A 17,327-nucleotide genomic window follows, 5' to 3' on the forward strand; every position below is an offset into this window, starting at 1 on the left:
ACGCTGCTATTGATCATGAATACCTATTTTTTGAAAAAGACGGGGTTATTGGTGTTATCCCTGCTTACGCTCGTGTCGTGTAAGGATGTGCTGGAAGAATACAATCCTAGTGGTCTGACCGCCGAAACCGTATATACGACCCCCGAAGGGTTTGAAACCCTGGTGAATGCCGCCTACACCTATCAGCGCTGGTGGTACGGTAAAGAAGAAAGGTACAACATTGCCGAAACCGGAACCGATATCTGGACCAGCGGATCGGGCGAAGTGTACCGTGATCTGACGCAATACCTGAACTTACAGGGGAGCAATGCCGCACTGGTGAACGAATGGCGCGAATTTTATGCGGCTGTTAACCTCTGCAATGGCGGTATCGCCCGTATTGATAAGGCTGGTCTGTCGGCAACGCTGCGGCCTATCCGTGAGGGGGAACTGCGGTTCCTGCGGGCGTTTTATTACTGGCATATTGTTGAAACCTGGGGTGGCGTTCACTTCACCACCGAAGAAACAAACGGCATTGTATCGACGGCCAATCGAACTCCGATCGAAACGTTTTATAACCAGATCTTCGAGGACCTGAAATTTGCCGTTGCCAACCTGCCTGTTACCCAGCCTCAATATGGCAAAGTGACGAAAGGTGCTGCCCAGGCGTTTCTGGCGCGGATGTACCTGACCAGAGGAATGAACAAAGAAGCACTGGACATGGCGCAGGCTGTTATTGCCAGCAATACTTACAAGCTGGAAACCAATTACGCCGATCTCTGGAAGATGAGCAATCTGAAAACCAAGGAAGCCATTTACGTAGTCGATTATTCGACGAACCTGGCCCTCAACGATCTGGCAAACTCAACCTTTAATCCCTACGGCCACAGCCGGGGTAGCAACAATGGCCACCTACTGTTTCTGATGAAGTACGACGACCGACCCGGCATGACGCGTGACATCACCAACGGACGACCTTTCAATCGATACATGCCCACCCGTTACCTGCTCGACCTCTACAGCGATAACGATGCCCGCTACGAAGGGTCGTTTCAGGAAGTGTGGTTTGCCAATTCGACCTCGCGTCCGGCTGGTATGAACCTGGGCGATACGGCGGTATACTGCACCCGGAAAGAAATTCCCGATGCGTTTGAAGCGACCCGCAAATACCAGACCTACGATCGTAGTAAGATTTACAACGCCAACGGAACCGTAAAAGATAACCTCCGTTACCCGACACTATCGAAATTTATGGACCCTACGCGGGCCAGTCTGAACGAAGCCCAAAGTGCGCGGGATGTGTTTGTGATCCGACTGGCTGAAGTATACCTGATTGCGGCCGAAGCTCAAATGAAGCTGGGCAATTTACAGGCGGCTGCCGATTATGTAAACGTACTGCGGACACGGGCGGCTAAATCGGGGAAAGCGGCTGCCATGCAGGTAGCCTCCACCCAGATGACCCTCGATTTTATACTGGATGAACGGGCCCGTGAACTGGCGGGTGAGCAGATTCGGTGGTTCGATCTGAAACGTACGGGAAAACTGCTGGAGCGTGTCCGGCTCGATGCCCCTGATAATGCTGTCAATCTTCAGGACTATCATGTTGTGCGTCCAATCCCGCAAACTCAGCTGGATGCAGTAACCAATAAAACGGAATTTACCCAAAATGCTGGTTATCAATAGAACGCAGCTTGTTATGATCCTTATGATTTATCATGATCTGTGTAAATCATAAGGATCATAACAAGCTGCGTTCTATTACTAATCTAAGTTGTATGATACAAGTTTGATTCTAGAGCGTATGCAAGTAGAAATAAGACAAGCTTGATCAGGAAACCCGCTTCGGTAACGGCATGAATCTTTTGAGGAAATCGCAACTTGACTTGACTAAAAGCTTGTTCGATTGCCTGACGACGCATCTTCTTGTAAGCGGCTATCCAAATCGGGTCAGCCCGATGACTATTACTCTTGCGTTGAATCTGTAAGGAAATCTGTTCACAATCAGCGTACAGTTCCTCTTGTTCGTAGTCGGTGTAGGCAGCATCACCAAACACCTCGCTACCTGCGGGCAAATGCAAATGCATCATCTGAAGAGCTGTTATATCCGCGTACGAACCCGGAAGAATAAAAAATTGCACGGGCTGCTTAGTACTGGTGGTCACTACTTGCACCCGATACCCAAAGAAGAACCGTCGTTTGGAAGCAATTTTGCCTCGATACTCTTCCCCCTTGACCAACCGTGAACGGCTGATGCGAATATTATCGCAAACCGATACAGGAAATGAATCAATTAGATACTGACTGCTCACATTCAAGGCTTTAAAGAAGTCGGCCAAATAATAAAATAAGACACTCAAGGTATGAGCGAGTCGATGCAACCGGCGATTAAAGGCCGACTTTTCCAGCATAAGGACACCCTGCTTGTCCGCCATATAGAGCATGGCTGAAGCTTGGTTGCCCCCAAAGAAACGAGCCGATATGATGGCGGTAGTCAACACAATGCTGTCTGTTACTTTAGGTTTAGCTTGTGGTTTGGTCGATCTAGGGTGATTGGTTTCTAGAAAGAAATCATCTAGAAAGCAGTAAATTGCCACTACTTTTTCAGACATAGTCAGAGCGGGTTACTGATGTTTTCGCACCTCAAAGGTACTCTTGCTCTTGGCTATGTCTTTTTTCTTGGTGTCCCATCAAGCTATTTTCATACAACTTAGATTATTACTAGCAAAAAACAGCCTGAAAGCATGAAAAAAAGCCACCGATTTCTCAGCGTTATTCTCGTAGCTCTGGCTCCATTTGCCGCGTTAGCCCAGACATATAGCTGGACGAATTTGCCGAAAATAACCCAGCCGACGTTTCGTAAGGACACGATTTCGATTCTGACGCAGGGAGCAAAACCTGATGGTGTGACGCTGAATACCAAAGCCATCAATGCCGCTATTCTGGCGTGTAGCCAAAAAGGGGGCGGGGTGGTGCTGGTGCCCGCTGGTCTGTGGATGACTGGCCCTGTTGAGCTGAAAAGCAATGTCAACCTGCACCTGAAAAAGTCGGCAACCCTGCTGTTTACGACCGATAAAAGCCAATACGCACTGGTTGAAGGCACGTATGAAGGTAAAAAGGCTGCCCGGAATCAGTCGCCCATATCGGGGATTAATCTGGAGAATGTGGCCATTACGGGCCAGGGCATTGTCGATGGAAACGGCGATGTCTGGCGGGCGGTGCATAAAAGTCAGTTGACCGAACCGCAGTGGAAAGAAAAAGTGGAATCGGGGGGCGTGTTGAAAGAGGATGGTAAAACCTGGTACCCGAGCGAGCAGTTCAAACGGGCTAGTACCGAGAACAAAAGCATGCTTCTGACACCCGGTAAAACCCCGCAGGATTTTGCCGATATGAAGGATTTTCTTCGGCCCAACCTGCTGGTGCTGACGGGTTGTAAAAAGGTATTACTGGACGGGGTTACGTTTCAAAATTCACCCGCCTGGTGCCTGCATCCGCTTATGTGTCAGGATTTGACCATCCGCAACGTAACGACCAAAAATCCTGAATACGCCCATAATGGTGATGGGATGGACATCGAATCCTGCAAAAATTTCCTGATTGAAGGCTGTACGCTCGATGTGGGCGATGATGCCATCTGCATCAAATCCGGTAAAGATGAAGAAGGCCGTAAACGCGGTATGCCGACCGAAAACGGTATTATCCGAAACAATACCGTTTATAATGGTCATGGGGGATTTGTGGTCGGAAGCGAAATGAGTGGCGGAGCGCGGAATATCTTCGTCTACAACTGCACATTTATGGGGACTGACAAAGGACTGCGTTTCAAGTCGGTACGTGGTCGGGGTGGTGTTGTTGAGCATATCTATGCCAAAGATATTTTCATGAAAGACATCGCGCAGGAAGCCATCTTCTTCGATATGTATTATTTCGTGAAGTTTGCAACCGACGGTGAGCGTGACGAGCGCCCGGTGGTCAACGAAGGAACGCCAATATTCCGGGACATGACGTTTGAAAACATAGTCTGCAACGGGGCCAGCAAGGGGGTTTTTATTCGTGGTTTACCCGAAATGCCGATTAAGAATATTATCATGGAAAAACTGGTGCTACAGGCCGATAAAGGCGTGGAACTGATCGATGCGAGTGGGATTAAGTTCAAGGATGTTCAGCTTATGACCAAAAGTACGAAGCCGGTTATCCTGGTCGATAACAGCAACAACCTGACCTTCGACAATATCCGGTACGATCTGAAAGCCAGCCTACTATTTTCAATTAATGGCGAACGAAGCCAGGCTATCGAAGTCAGAAACACCGATACAACGAAAGCGCAGACCAAAGCGGAATTCAAGAAAGGTGCCCAGGAAAAGAATCTCTTACTGATATCGAGTAAGTGAACGTCATGGAATTGGCCGTGATTCCTCCGCGATACAGTTGCGGACACCCAGCAAAACCAATGTCTATTAAATGGACCATGAAAAACCTGAGGAGATTTTTAGCTACCTGTAGCCTTCTGGCCCTTTCCGCTTTTACGCCACCCAATAAAATTACCGTCTACCTGATCGGCGATTCGACCATGTCGATCAAGCAGGTGAAAGCCTATCCTGAAACGGGCTGGGGGATGCCGTTCGCCTATTTTTTCGATGAAACTGTCACGGTTGATAACCGAGCCCAGAACGGACGGAGTACCCGGACATTTATCGAAGAAAATCGGTGGCAGCCCGTTGCCGATCAGCTAAAAGAGGGCGATTACGTCTTCATTCAGTTTGGGCATAACGACGAAGTGCCTACTAAGAAGAGCTATACAACCGAAGCCGATTTTCAGGCCAACCTGTTGCGATTTATTACCGAAACGCGAGCCAGGAAGGCCATGCCTGTACTGATTACCCCTGTGGCTCGTCGGAAATTTGATGAAGCCGGAAAAATTGAAGGTACGCATACCCTTTATGCTGAACTAGTACGAAAAGTTGCCGCAGAAAACAAAACACCCTTGATTGATCTAGATAGCCAAAGCCAGCAACTGCTCCAGCAGTTTGGCGTCGAAAATTCGAAACTTTTGTTTCTTCAGCTGGCACCGGGCGAGCACCCCAATTATCCCGAGGGCAAAGAAGACAATACCCATTTCAGCGAACTGGGAGCCCGTCGTATGGCCGAAATTGTTCTGGCAAACATCAAGTCGTTAAAGCTCGACCTTGCCGACCGTATTGTAAAACCGGAGAAAGCCAAATAGACAATCGTGGAAGAGCAGCGAGTATTGAACCTGCCAAACGTTCTATTTTCTTATACATGAAACAACTGCTTCTGCTTTTTTGCCTGGTAGCCTGCGCGCAGGTTGCCAGAGGTCAGTCAACCTTGTCGCCTACGACCTCCATCACCTTTACTGTTGCTCAGGATGGAAGTGGAAATTACAAGACCATTCAGGAAGCCGTTAATAGTTTCCGCGATCACATGCAGGTGCGTGTTACCCTGTTCGTTAAAAATGGTACGTACACTGAAAAACTCGTTATTCCATCCTGGAAACCCAATATTCACATACTTGGCGAAAGCAAAGAAGGGGTCATCATCACGGGCGACGATTATTCGGGAAAGACGTATCCTGGTGGCAAAGACGCAACGGGCAACGCTAAGTTCAATACCTACACCTCCTATACCGTGCTGGTCGATGCCCCCGATGTTATTCTGGAAAATCTGACCATTCGCAACACCGCCGGTAGAGTTGGGCAGGCCGTAGCGCTGCATGTCGATGCGGATCGGTTTGTCTGCAAAAACTGTGTGTTGCTAGGTAATCAGGATACGTTGTACGCGGCTGCAGAAGGGAGTCGACAGTATTACGAAAACTGTTATATCGAAGGGACCACCGATTTTATTTTCGGTAAATCGATCGCCGTTTTTCAGTCCTGCACCATCAAAAGCCTGTCCGATTCATTCATTACCGCAGCCGCCACACCCGATTATCAGCCGTATGGCTTTGTTTTCTTCGACTGCAAACTAATTGCCGATCCATCTGCCCGAAAGGTATATCTGGGCCGTCCCTGGCGACCCAGTGCCAAAACGATTTTCATTCGAACTGATATGGGCGATCATATTTTGCCCGCAGGCTGGGACAACTGGGGCAATGCGGCCAATGAAAAGACGGTCTTCTACGCTGAATATGGCAGTACTGGACCCGGTGGAAACACCGCAAAACGAGCGGGATGGTCGAAGCTCCTGTCAGACAAACAGGTCAAACAGTATACACTGGCCAACATCTTTTCGGCACAATCGGCCGCCTGGCTACCTACCACCCGGAATCCTTAGTAAAAAACGGAAATTTCACCGTAGGAGCCTTACGGATTCAGGTATACCATTCAGAAACTGACTATGAAAAACGTCCTTTTTATTTACTGGCTGGCCCTGGTACCACTGACGCTGATGGCTCAGAAACCGGTGCCTACTAAGCCGCGTATCCTAATCAGTACGGACATCGGAGGCACTGACCCGGACGATAATCAGTCTATGACCCATTTTCTGATGTACAGCGATCGGTTTAAAACGGAAGGGCTTGTGTCGTCGCCTTCGTACGGGAACGGCACCAAACAGAATCTGCTGACTATGATCGACTTGTACGAGAAAGACCTGCCCAAGCTTCGTCAGCACAATCAGGGCTATCCGTCGCCTGATGCGTTGCGGGCTGTTTGCAAACAGGGGCGGCATGGGGCGTCACCGTTTAAAGGGTATGCGTCGGCTACGGAGGGGTCTGACTGGATCATTACATGTGCGAAAAAACCAGACAAACAACCGTTATGGGTGCTGGTTTGGGGCGGATTGGAAGATGTGGCCCAGGCGCTGCATGATGATCCGTCGATTCAAAGTCGCATTCGGGTATACTGGATCGGTGGCCCCAATAAAAAATGGAGTGCCAACAGCTACGCGTACATTGCCCGAAACTTCCCCAAGTTATGGTTTATCGAAGCGAACGGCTCATATAACGGATTCTTTTCGAATACGGGTTCGCCCGATAGCCTGAATACGCGTAACTACTACGACCATTATATCCGTGAAGCTGGTTTTCTGGGCAAAGATTTCAAGAACTACTACAAGGGAAATCCTAAGATGGGCGACACGCCCTCGCTACTTTACGTGATGGATGGCGACCCGGTCGATCCATCGCGGGAAAGTTGGGGAGGGAGTTTTGAACCATTTACCCATAGCCCCCGAACGATTTTCAACCGCAACACGACCCTTACCGATACAGTAGGAGTTTATTCGGTGATGGAAATCCATGTTAAGGGTCCTGACGTTAATCTGCCGGCCGATTCAGCCTGTTTTACGATGACCGTTCAGGCGCAGATTGGCGAGCAGAAATGGCCGGGTTATTACCTGGGGAAAGGCGACTATGCGATTATGTACGTTCCCAAACAGGCTGAAACGCTGACCTATACCATTAGCTCAGCCATTCCCGGCTTTGCTACTCAAACCGGAACGTTTGTTGTCAACAATACCTGGCCGGGTAAACAGGGAGCCGACGATTTCCGGTTAGGTTCCAACTGGTTCACTGACCGGAAAGACCCAGCCCTTTTTGATGGGCGGCAGCAAGGGGCGAAAACTGTACTCAACTGGCGTAGCGACATCTTGCTGGACTGGGCCAAACGATGGAAATGGCTCCAGTAAGGCCGAACAACGCAATCCAATTTAATCGTATGAACTATTTGTCAGCCAGTAGCTTAAGCTTACTGGTACTGGTTGCCCTGTCGGCTGGCGCTCAGCCGGTACCGCCAAAGCCGACGGCCGTCGAAACACCTTACGTATCGAAGGTCTGGGTATCGGATTTGGGAAATGGAATGTATAAAAACCCGGTTCTGAACGCCGATTACTCGGACCCGGATGCCTGTCGGGTGGGCGATGATTATTATATGGTGGCTTCCAGCTTCGATGCTATTCCCGGTTTGCCCATTCTGCATTCGAAGGATCTGGTTAGCTGGAGCTTGATTGGCCATGCGCTAAAACGTCAGCCACCATTTCCGCATTTCGAGAAAACTCAGCACGGCAATGGCGTGTGGGCTCCGGCTATTCGATACCATAACAGGGAATTTTACATCTACTACCCCGATCCTGATTTTGGTATCTACCTCACCAAAGCGACTAATCCGGCAGGGCCCTGGTCGGAGCCGGAACTGGTGGAGGGGGGCAAAGGACTGATTGATCCCTGCCCACTCTGGGACGATAACGGCCAAGTGTATCTGGTACATGGCTGGGCGGGTAGCCGGGCGGGTATCAAGAGCATTATTACCATCAAGAAACTGAATGACGAAGGAACCAGGGTTATAGACGAGGGTGTCATTGTGTACGACGGCCACGAAACCGACCCAACCATCGAAGGCCCGAAACTGTATAAACGGAATGGTTATTACTACATCTTTGCTCCGGCGGGTGGGGTACCAACTGGCTGGCAGCTGGTGCTACGGTCGAAGGCTATCTACGGACCTTATGAGCGGAAGGTGGTTATGGATCAGGGGAAAAGTCCGATTAACGGTCCGCATCAGGGTGCGTGGGTCGATACCAAACCGATCAACGGTAAACCGGGCGAGGACTGGTTTCTGCATTTTCAGGATAAGGAAGCCTATGGCCGGGTTGTTCACCTTCAACCGATGAAGTGGGTTGCCGACTGGCCAGTCATTGGTGTCGATGCCGACGGCGATGGGAAAGGCGAACCCGTTCTAACCTATAAAAAACCGGCCGTAGGCAAGGGGTATCCGATTGTTACGCCACCCGAGTCAGATGAGTTTAATGCTACCAGGTTAGGAAGGCAATGGCAGTGGCAGGCGAATCCGAAAGGAACATGGCACACGACGAGCAATCAGGGATTTCTGCGGCTCTACTCGTATAAAGTGCCAGACGAAACGAAAAACAACTGGGATGTCCCGAATCTGTTGCTTCAGAAATTTCCGGCTGAACGGTTTATGGTGACGACAAAGCTGACCTTCAAACCCAACCCGAAGCTGGAAAACGAACGAACCGGGCTGATTATCATGGGGCAGAGTTATGCCAACCTGGTGTTGCGAAGTAGTAAAGATGGGCTGGGACTTGTCTATGGCGTTTGTAAAAAGGCATCAGAGGGGAAACCTGAAGAGGAGACCGTTCTCTCACGTATTAATCAGCATACACCCGTTTATTTCCGGGTTGCAGTAACGGATGGCGCAACATGCCAGTTCAGTTACAGTCTTGATGGGAAGAGCTTTACGAAAGCAGGAGATCCTTTTCAGGCAGAAGTAGGCCGCTGGATTGGTGCCAAAATGGGCATTTTCTGTACTCGAACGAGCCAGAGTAACGACTCAGGGTATGCCGATTTCGACTGGTTCCGGGTTGAGCCGGTGCCGGGTGGCAGTAACTTTTAGGTGATAAGCGCTTAATTAGCGTATTCGAGTGCAAACCAGTGACCTTCTCATGAGCAGACAAATAATGATCAGCATCTTTTTTGCCTTTTGCCTATCCGTTTTGAATGCATTGGCACAGCCTTCTTCGGGTAGTTATCCAGCCCGACAGATGCTGTTGCGCGATGAAGGCCGCTCCAAACTGAATTACATTGATCTGGCACATCCCGAACGAAATTATTACGTGTCGGTTCCGGCGGGAAGGGATCTGCAACTGATCGGGCAGGGGCGGGTAATGCTGGGCACGGGCAAAGGCTATGAAGAGCGCGACATCAAAACAGGTAATAAAGTGGCTGAGCTCACCACGTACGATGGCACCATTGCCGCCCGGCGTTTACGCAATGGCCATGTGATGCTCGTTGGATTGAACTGGCAGGGTAAAAAAGGAATCGTTCTGCTCGAACTGGATGCTACGCAGACGGTTCAACGAACGATCAATTACCCCGACTTCAATTATGTTCGGCTGATCCGCGAAACGGTCGATGGAAATTTTCTGATTACGTCCAACGACCGCGTATTTGAAGGTAAACCCGACGGCTCTATTGTGTGGCAGGCTCAACTGACCAAACAGGACAAAGCTCAACATGCCTGGCAGGCCCAGCGATTGGGTAATGGACAAACGTTGGTGAGTGGTGGGTATTCGGCCAATTTTCAGCGATTCGACAGGAAAGGGGCGTTTGTGGATAGTGTCGGCGGCCCACCCATCGTAAATCCACATTTTTTCGCTGGCTTTCAGATTCTGAAAAATGGTAACTGGGTAGTCGCGAACTGGCAGGGGCACGGGCCCGATCATGGCGGTAGTGGTACGCAGATTCTGGAATACACCCCGGCTGGTAAACTGGTCTGGTCGTGGAAGCAGGACGCTAAGCAACAATCGTCCATTCAGGGGGTACTGGTGTTGGATGGGCTCGATCTGAACCGCCCACATGTGGAAGATGCCCAGGGGAAACTTGTTCCGAATTGATATGAGTCCGCAAATTAGGTTGTAATGGGTTGGCCTACAAAGGGATATTGCTGTAAGATGGCTTTTTTTATACTTAAAGGACGACGATGAAACCAGCGGCTACATTATAACTTACCAGACCAGAGCTTCTTACAGATAGTCTCTATAACTGCTTCTGAACGTATTTCAGAAGCAGTTGCTGTTAAAAACGAACGATACAATGATTGTAACTCAACGAATACCAACTGAAGGTGTAATAAGAGCCCGAAGAGCGACTCAGTTGATATTTTTAGTCTGTGGTCTGGGCATGGCTAGTTGGGCACCCATGGTTCCCTTTGCCAAAGATCGGTTAGGGTTAAATGATGCCAGTCTGGGTTTGTTTTTGTTACTGTTGGGGGCTGGTTCTATGCTGATGATGCCGACGTCCGGCTGGCTGGTGAGCCGTTTGGGGAGTCGGCTTGTTATGGCTTGTGCTGCATTGGTAATGGCACTTAGCCTTCCATTGCTGTTAATCCTTTCCTCCATACCGAGTATGGCCATAACGCTGTTCATATTCGGGGCTTCCATTGGCACAATCGACGTGGCTATGAATACCCACGGCGTACAGGTGCAGAACCTATATGGCAAACCGATCATGTCATCTTTACACGGTCTGTTCAGTGTAGGTGGCCTTTTCGGTTCCCTAGGCCTGGGCGTATTGATTAAGCTGGGTCTCAATCCCATGTATGCGATCATCTGTATTGCCTTGTTGATGATACTGATTACGTTAACCCAGTACAAGAATTTATTTCCTGCCGATACTGAACGACAGATTATGGATGACTTTTCTACGACGACTGAGGAGCCGGCCGAAGGTAAGCGATCGGTCAGTTGGTTGCATGGCAGCGTATTATTCCTGGGATTCCTGTGCTTCGCTGTTTTTTTAGCCGAAGGCTCAATTCTTGACTGGAGTGCCATCTTTCTGCGGGATGTCAAAGGAATAAACGTAGAGCTTGCCGGCGTGGGCTACGCATCCTTTTCGATTGCTATGGCCCTGATGCGGTTAGTGGGCGATAAACTGGTGCTGCGTCTGAATAGTAAAACGGTGGTTGTAGGGGGCAGTCTGGTGGGGGCTGTTGGTTTGTTAATTGCTATTCTCAGCCCCTGGGTTTGGGGAGGGTTGGTGGGTTTTGTCCTGTTGGGTTTGGGGGTCGCCAATATTGTACCGATATTCTTCAGTGCGGCTGGCCGATTACCCGGCATTTCACCAACCGTAAGTCTCCCCGCTATCACGACCATCGGTTATACGGGTCTCTTAGCGGGACCTGCTTTACTGGGTTTCATTGCCTACCATTTTTCCCTTTCTATGGCTCTAGGCTTCACTGCGCTGCTCCTGTTTGTAGTGGCTCTGGTTTATAAACTAAAAGGGAACCCCAGCTAGAGTTTTTTTAGCTGATGATTACCCGTCCCTCTAGGGTTGTCGAGCAGTGGATAGGTGCAGCCGGTACCGAGACAGATGAATGAGCATAGAAAACCTTCTGTTCGATATAATTAATTGACTGTTAATCTGATCTGTTGAGTTGAGTTCGATATTTACTTACTATGCGTTAGCATCAGTCAGGTATCTATGAAGTCAATATACGTTCTATTACTGGTTTTTAGCTGTTTGGTTAGTCAGCCTATTCAGGCGCAGTGGAGGTTACTCTTTCGGAGCCAGGATATCCGTCAAACACCGGATGCAACAACGCTGACGGATACGCTGAATTCCATTACAGCCATAGAGTCGAGAGGTGTCTTAAGTAAATACCTTATTGTTCGTTACCGTCATTCCCGGAGAAGGTTAATTGCAAAAGATTCCGTTTGGGGGTTTGTTGATGGATATGGGACTATCTGGCGATCGTATGAAAAAGAGCTTTTCGTAGTCACTGATTTTAATGGGGGATGGGTTCAATATGCGATCAATCGCCCGGTCAGAACGCGTCTTTCTGCCATGTATTGGGCTCCAATGTATAGTCGCACATTGGATAGTAAAATTAAGTCTAGCTGGTCAGAGGCTATGGCAGACGTTCCGGCCGGCCATATGTTGCGTTAAAAAATAAATGATTATGCCTTTATGTATATAGCGGAAATGCTTGTGCAGCATCCATTTAAACAGGTTCTTTCACAACTTCTGTATCAACCATATGAAAACACTGACTTTTTTACTGTTCATGGTGGGCGTAGCGCCTGCTTTTGCCCAAAGCAAATGGGCCTTGTCGGTCCATCTGGCACCTATATATACGCATAGTGATTCAAAAATAACGCTCGGAGGAGGGCTTAATCAGCCACCACCAGTATCAGAGTTCGTTATTGAGTCCAATGGACTAAGCTACTCATTGGGTGTTTCGGCCCGGTATGCCTTCTCGCCCAAATGGTCTATAACGACAGGTATCTGGGCTTCCCATGTTGCTACTAGTAAAACAGACGTTGTGCAGGATGGAACCCCCTATACGATCCGGTATACATACAATCATCCATTTTCGAATTTCTATAGTACCCCTTTGCTGATTAATTATCAGGTATTGACCAAACGACTCTCACCGTATATTTCACTCGGAACTACATTCAGCTTTAGAGGGAAGAGCTATGTTGATTTAACGGGTAATGGAGAATATACAGCCGTAAAAATTGGCAAACCTGTCGTGGTTACTCCCTTGGTAGGGGTAGGCGTCTTGTATAATCTTACGGAGCACATGGCCTTGATCGCGCAGCCTACAATTCAATATAATCTGGAATCGCATTCGGGTTATGACTACTATCATGCGTACTCATTGAGTTTGCAGGCGCAGTTGATGTACCGATTCTGAGTGCTATCGGGCGATTGTAGTCTACGGAAATGCACCTTTGTAGAGGGTATTTGTCGACGTTCTCGGCTCGTTTATCGATTCGTTGAGTTTTAGTGGTAATGGTACATACTAAGGCCGACACGTCACTGAAAATCAGAGCTTTTGCTAAACAAATTACGGGTTTTCTCCAGAAGCCCAGTCTTACATTAAGATTGGGCCATCGATTATCAAGCAATGATCCTGTGTTGACACGAATAGCGCAGAAAGCCCTAGCGTATATAGCCGAAGTCCCTTAGTTGTTGTATAGGGTGATCAAGCGGAATGGTGCGGCCGTTCATGTTTAAAAGGTATAGTCGATCACTGATTGCTAATACGTCCTGATAAGAATGGTCTGTCATCAGAATGCCCTTGCGGGTTTTTAGGTCAATAAGCCAGGTCTTTAGCGTTTCGACATGCAAAGGCATCACGTTTGAAAACGGTTCGTCGAGAATGAGCAAGGGCGCTGGGCAGGAAAGTACCATGATGATTTCTACTAGACGTTGTTGACCACTCGAAAGGTCCTCAAATCGGTAGGATAACAACCCGGTCAATTCAGGAAAGTAAGTACGCGCTTCTGTTTGGTCAGATTGATAAAGATGGAAGGCTTGCCGGGCGGTCAAATGGCCTGGAACAAATTGCTTTTGAGGTAAATAAGCCAGTATGCCTCGGTGCTGGTACAGTTTACCCATATAGGTACCATCAATACGAACGGAACTGTTTTGCGAAGCCCTGATCCCATAAATGATCTCCAGCAGCGACGATTTCCCACAACCATTACGACCCAGCAATCCCACTAACTGCCCTTTGTCGACACGCAGATAGACGTTCTGTAGGATACGGTGATTAGCGTACTCTAGCCAGACGCCATCGACTTCTAATGTGGTTACTGAAGAATGAGACTTGCCAGACATACGCATAGAGCAACGAGTAAAATGTCAATGATATAAACGCCACTCGCTAACTGGATTTCGGATAAACCAAAGTGATGATAAAAGACAAATCCTTTTCGATTCGTTAACCGAAACAAGTACCAGATTAAGAGTTGAGATAGACCTCGTAACCAGAAAAATTTAGTGACGAAGGATAGAAATTGGTCCGACTTAAGGGTAGGGTATCCGGCCACAAGCCACATCAGTACCGAGACAGCTATTGTTAGCGGGCATAATTGTCTGTACAGGATCAGTAGAACACGAAGGCGTAGCATGCAGGAAAGATATTTCGTTTTGCTACGCCAATGAAGAAATTAAGAAGCTTTAACGCTGAGAATGAATAACCAGAAAGCGCCAGCCTATACCTGCATCTGGCAGGGCATAGGCTGGCGCTTTTTCTTTTGGATTGAGTGCTTATTGTTTATTGCTGTCTACGACGAGTCGCTGGTCGCGGTTGGCGATGTCCCAGGCGGTGTAAAAAACCAGCCGGGCCGATTTTTCGGCTAGCTTGAAATCAATCTTTTCGATGTCGTCGGTCGGTTTATGGTAGTCAGGGTGCAAACCGTTGAAATAGAAAATAATGGGAATCTGGTGTTTGGCGAAGTTGTAGTGGTCAGAACGATAATAAATACGCTGGGGGTCCTGCGGATCGTTGTATTTATAATCGAGTTCCATGCCGATGTACTTCTTGTTGGTCTCTTCGCTGATCTTGTGCAGGTCTGACGAAAGTTTGTCGGAGCCAATCACGTAGATATAATTCGACGATTTTCCCTCATGCAGATCATCGACCCGACCTACCATATCGATGTTCAGATCCGCAACAGTCTTATCAAGGGGTAATACCGGGCTCATATCGGCATAGTATTGCGAACCTAACAAGCCTTTTTCTTCGCCCGAAACTGTCAGGAATAGAATTGACCGACGAGGACCTTTTCCAGCGGTTTTGGCTTTGGCAAATGCCTGAGCAATCTCCAGCACCGATACCGTACCCGATCCATCGTCGTTGGCACCGTTGTTGATCTGTCCATCAGGGCTGATGCCAATGTGGTCATAATGAGAAGAAACCACAAGTACTTCGTCTTTTTTGTCAGTCCCTTCCAGGAAGCCCAGCACATTCGACGACTGCGTTTTTTCTTCTACGCGGTCGGCTTTCATACGAATCGTTCCGGCGAGCGAGGACGCAACAGGCTTGGCTGCCTGGGCCAGTTGTTCAGTCGTTTGATTGAGCGTAGCTGTAGTTGTGTTGAGCAACGCCGACGCCATATCGGTCGTAATCAGAAAAACGCCAACGGAGCTTACATTTTCGGCTCCTGGTTTCAGCATTAGCCGATTCATACGACCCTGCATAGCACCCCGTTGCGCCATAAGTTGTTTGAACGCTTCGGGCGAATCGGTCGAAACGATAAACACCTGAGCAGCTCCTTTGTCTTTGGCCAGCAAACTTTTAGCTCGCCAGCCATTTGCACCACCCCATTTAGACGATTCGGACGAGCCACTAATCAGTTTCTTACCGTCGGCCGTTTTCGGCTCATCGTCCAGCATCACCACAGCTTTGCCCGAAACGTTGCGTCCGGCATAATCGTCGTAACTAGACTCGCCAATGCCGTAGCCGACAAAAATGGTTTCGTAAGTAGTTTCGCTGGGCAGGTAAAGCAGCCCATTGGGGATAAAATCTTTCTGGTTTTCAAAGCGTTTGCCACCCGCGTTCACATAAAAGTCGCCCCACGTTTTTCGGTACAGCGTAAAGGGTTGCTGATAGCCCATTTTGCCATCTTCGGTTTTTACAATTGGCTTAAGGCCTTCTGCGGCAAACTGGCTGGCAATGTATTCGGCGGCTTTCCGCTGCCCACGCGTGCCTGTTTCGCGCCCTTCCATATCGTCGGCCGCTAGCACGCGAAGATTTTTTTCGAGATCAGCAGCCGTAATCGTATTGGCGAATTTTTCCTGGGCCAAACAAAGGCCAGGCAGCAAAATCAGACCAGCTGCCAGGGTAAGTTGATGAGAGGTCATGTAATCCAGTTAATTTGATCGGGTATTTTTTAGCTACGAATGTACGATGCAATCATGGAAAGATTTCAGGCCGTTTTGCTGATCGTCACTTCACAAGACTCTCCGCTTCTTTCGGAGGGCGGTGGGTAAGCAGAATAGGAATAATCAGAAAACTCAGACTGCTTAATACTAATGAAAAACCCATCTGAACTGCATGTAGGAACGTGGCGACAACAACCCCTTTGGTCAACGTCATACCATACAAAACCAGCACCCGGCTAACCAAAAAATGGTAGGTTCCCAAGCCACCCTGTGTTGGTACAGCTAATCCTCCTAACGAGCTGACCGTCAGGATAGTCAGAGCTGATGCTGGAGGGAGGTCGACTGTTTCAACTGAGGCAAGGAGTAGGAAATAGGTACTTAGAAAAGCAAGTACATAATTGGCAAGGGTCAACCCGACAAATAAACCGGGGCTTTTCAGGTTTTTAATAGCAATGATGCCCTGGCCTATATTGAGCACAATGGTAGCTATTCGTTTTACGAACGGATTTTGTCGGAAGGCTTGCTGGCGAAATAGCCAATAAGCAAGTGCCGCTCCCAGCAGACAGATTCCTGCAAAGCCAATAAGGACAATCTCGGATTGGCCTCCTGAGGTGATGCGGGTCAGTATTGGATTGAGCAAATCTGTAAGAAATTGTCCAACTCGCTTCAGTTCAATAAAAAATGTCAGACCGACTAGTACGCCCAGCATGAGTAGGTCAATAACCCGCTCGCCTACCACAGAGCCTAGTCCCTTAGTTATGGGCACCCCGTCTGTTCGCTGTAGTGTGCCGCAACGCGTAAGCTCACCGGCTCCGGGAATGATCATGCTGGCCATTGTGCCAGCTAGCAGCGCAACTGTAGTACGAAACAGCGAAGGACGGTAACCCATTGCCTGTAAGGTAAGTTGCCATCGGGCAGCGCGGGTCAGGTGATAAAGACCAATACACAAGCTCACCACGGCTAGCCATCTGTAATCGGCCTGTTTGAATTGAGAAGCCAGTTCGACCAAAGGCACATCTTTTAGTACATACCACAGTAAGCCAATAGCCAGGGCAATGGGAAGCACTTGCCTGATAAGCGATGTATTCATGCAGGCAAATTAGTTATTTTCAGAAAGACAATCTGAGGAGGTGTAAAATTTGGCACGGTATTAGTAAGTTTGGTAAGGCGTTAGCAAATACCAATCCAAGCCCATAAACTA

General features: G+C 48.7%; 13 protein-coding genes. 9 read left to right on the forward strand and 4 right to left on the reverse strand.

Features of this window, described 5'->3' with window-relative positions; translation table 11 throughout:
* Nucleotides 1–15: 15 nt before the first annotated feature.
* Nucleotides 16–1,662: a RagB/SusD family nutrient uptake outer membrane protein gene (locus tag B5M13_RS03520; protein ID WP_080054323.1), complete on the forward strand. Its 1,647-nt coding sequence runs from the start codon at nt 16–18 to the stop codon at nt 1,660–1,662.
* 83 nt (nt 1,663–1,745) lie between these two features.
* On the opposite strand, the gene B5M13_RS03525 is transcribed toward B5M13_RS03520, so the two are convergent.
* Entirely contained in the window at nt 1,746–2,588 is an 843-nt protein-coding gene (locus tag B5M13_RS03525) for an IS982 family transposase (protein WP_080054324.1), read from the reverse strand.
* 132 nt (nt 2,589–2,720) lie between these two features.
* Between B5M13_RS03525 and B5M13_RS03530 the strand changes: the two genes are divergently transcribed.
* The 8 genes from B5M13_RS03530 to B5M13_RS03570 all read left to right on the forward strand — a co-directional run bounded on the left by B5M13_RS03530 (nt 2,721) and on the right by B5M13_RS03570 (nt 13,148).
* Nucleotides 2,721–4,367, forward strand: a complete 1,647-nt coding sequence (locus tag B5M13_RS03530; protein ID WP_080054325.1) for a glycoside hydrolase family 28 protein — start codon at nt 2,721–2,723, stop codon at nt 4,365–4,367.
* Nucleotides 4,368–4,426: 59 nt separating this feature from the next.
* Nucleotides 4,427–5,200, forward strand: a complete 774-nt coding sequence (locus tag B5M13_RS03535; protein WP_245859748.1) for a rhamnogalacturonan acetylesterase — start codon at nt 4,427–4,429, stop codon at nt 5,198–5,200.
* Nucleotides 5,201–5,256: 56 nt separating this feature from the next.
* Nucleotides 5,257–6,267 carry a pectinesterase family protein gene (locus tag B5M13_RS03540; RefSeq protein WP_080054327.1) on the forward strand — a complete coding sequence of 337 codons (1,011 nt, stop codon included), beginning with the start codon at nt 5,257–5,259 and terminating at the stop codon, nt 6,265–6,267.
* Nucleotides 6,268–6,330: 63 nt separating this feature from the next.
* Nucleotides 6,331–7,620: a nucleoside hydrolase-like domain-containing protein gene (locus B5M13_RS03545; protein ID WP_080054328.1), complete on the forward strand. Its 1,290-nt coding sequence runs from the start codon at nt 6,331–6,333 to the stop codon at nt 7,618–7,620.
* A gap of 29 nt (nt 7,621–7,649) precedes the next feature.
* A complete protein-coding gene (locus B5M13_RS03550; protein ID WP_080054329.1) occupies nt 7,650–9,344 on the forward strand; it encodes a glycoside hydrolase family 43 protein in 1,695 nt (564 codons plus the stop codon).
* Nucleotides 9,345–9,393: 49 nt separating this feature from the next.
* Complete coding sequence (locus B5M13_RS03555; protein ID WP_080054330.1) at nt 9,394–10,344, forward strand: NHL repeat-containing protein; 951 nt, start codon at nt 9,394–9,396, stop codon at nt 10,342–10,344.
* A 199-nt stretch (nt 10,345–10,543) separates the two neighbouring features.
* On the forward strand, nt 10,544–11,743 hold the full coding sequence (locus B5M13_RS03560; RefSeq protein ID WP_080054331.1) for an MFS transporter: 1,200 nt from the start codon (nt 10,544–10,546) through the stop codon (nt 11,741–11,743).
* Nucleotides 11,744–12,485: 742 nt separating this feature from the next.
* Nucleotides 12,486–13,148: an outer membrane beta-barrel protein gene (locus B5M13_RS03570; protein WP_080054333.1), complete on the forward strand. Its 663-nt coding sequence runs from the start codon at nt 12,486–12,488 to the stop codon at nt 13,146–13,148.
* Nucleotides 13,149–13,396: 248 nt separating this feature from the next.
* Here B5M13_RS03570 and B5M13_RS03575 read toward each other — a convergent pair whose 3' ends face one another.
* The 3 genes from B5M13_RS03575 to B5M13_RS03585 all read right to left on the reverse strand — a co-directional run bounded on the left by B5M13_RS03575 (nt 13,397) and on the right by B5M13_RS03585 (nt 17,216).
* Nucleotides 13,397–14,083, reverse strand: coding sequence for an ATP-binding cassette domain-containing protein (locus B5M13_RS03575; protein ID WP_080054334.1), 687 nt, complete (start codon nt 14,081–14,083; stop codon nt 13,397–13,399).
* 426 nt (nt 14,084–14,509) lie between these two features.
* Entirely contained in the window at nt 14,510–16,105 is a 1,596-nt protein-coding gene (locus B5M13_RS03580) for a M28 family peptidase (protein WP_080054335.1), read from the reverse strand.
* A gap of 85 nt (nt 16,106–16,190) precedes the next feature.
* Nucleotides 16,191–17,216 carry a lysylphosphatidylglycerol synthase transmembrane domain-containing protein gene (locus tag B5M13_RS03585; protein WP_080054336.1) on the reverse strand — a complete coding sequence of 342 codons (1,026 nt, stop codon included), beginning with the start codon at nt 17,214–17,216 and terminating at the stop codon, nt 16,191–16,193.
* Nucleotides 17,217–17,327: the final 111 nt, after the last annotated feature.

This window comes from Spirosoma aerolatum (assembly GCF_002056795.1).
Lineage (GTDB): Bacteria > Bacteroidota > Bacteroidia > Cytophagales > Spirosomataceae > Spirosoma > Spirosoma aerolatum.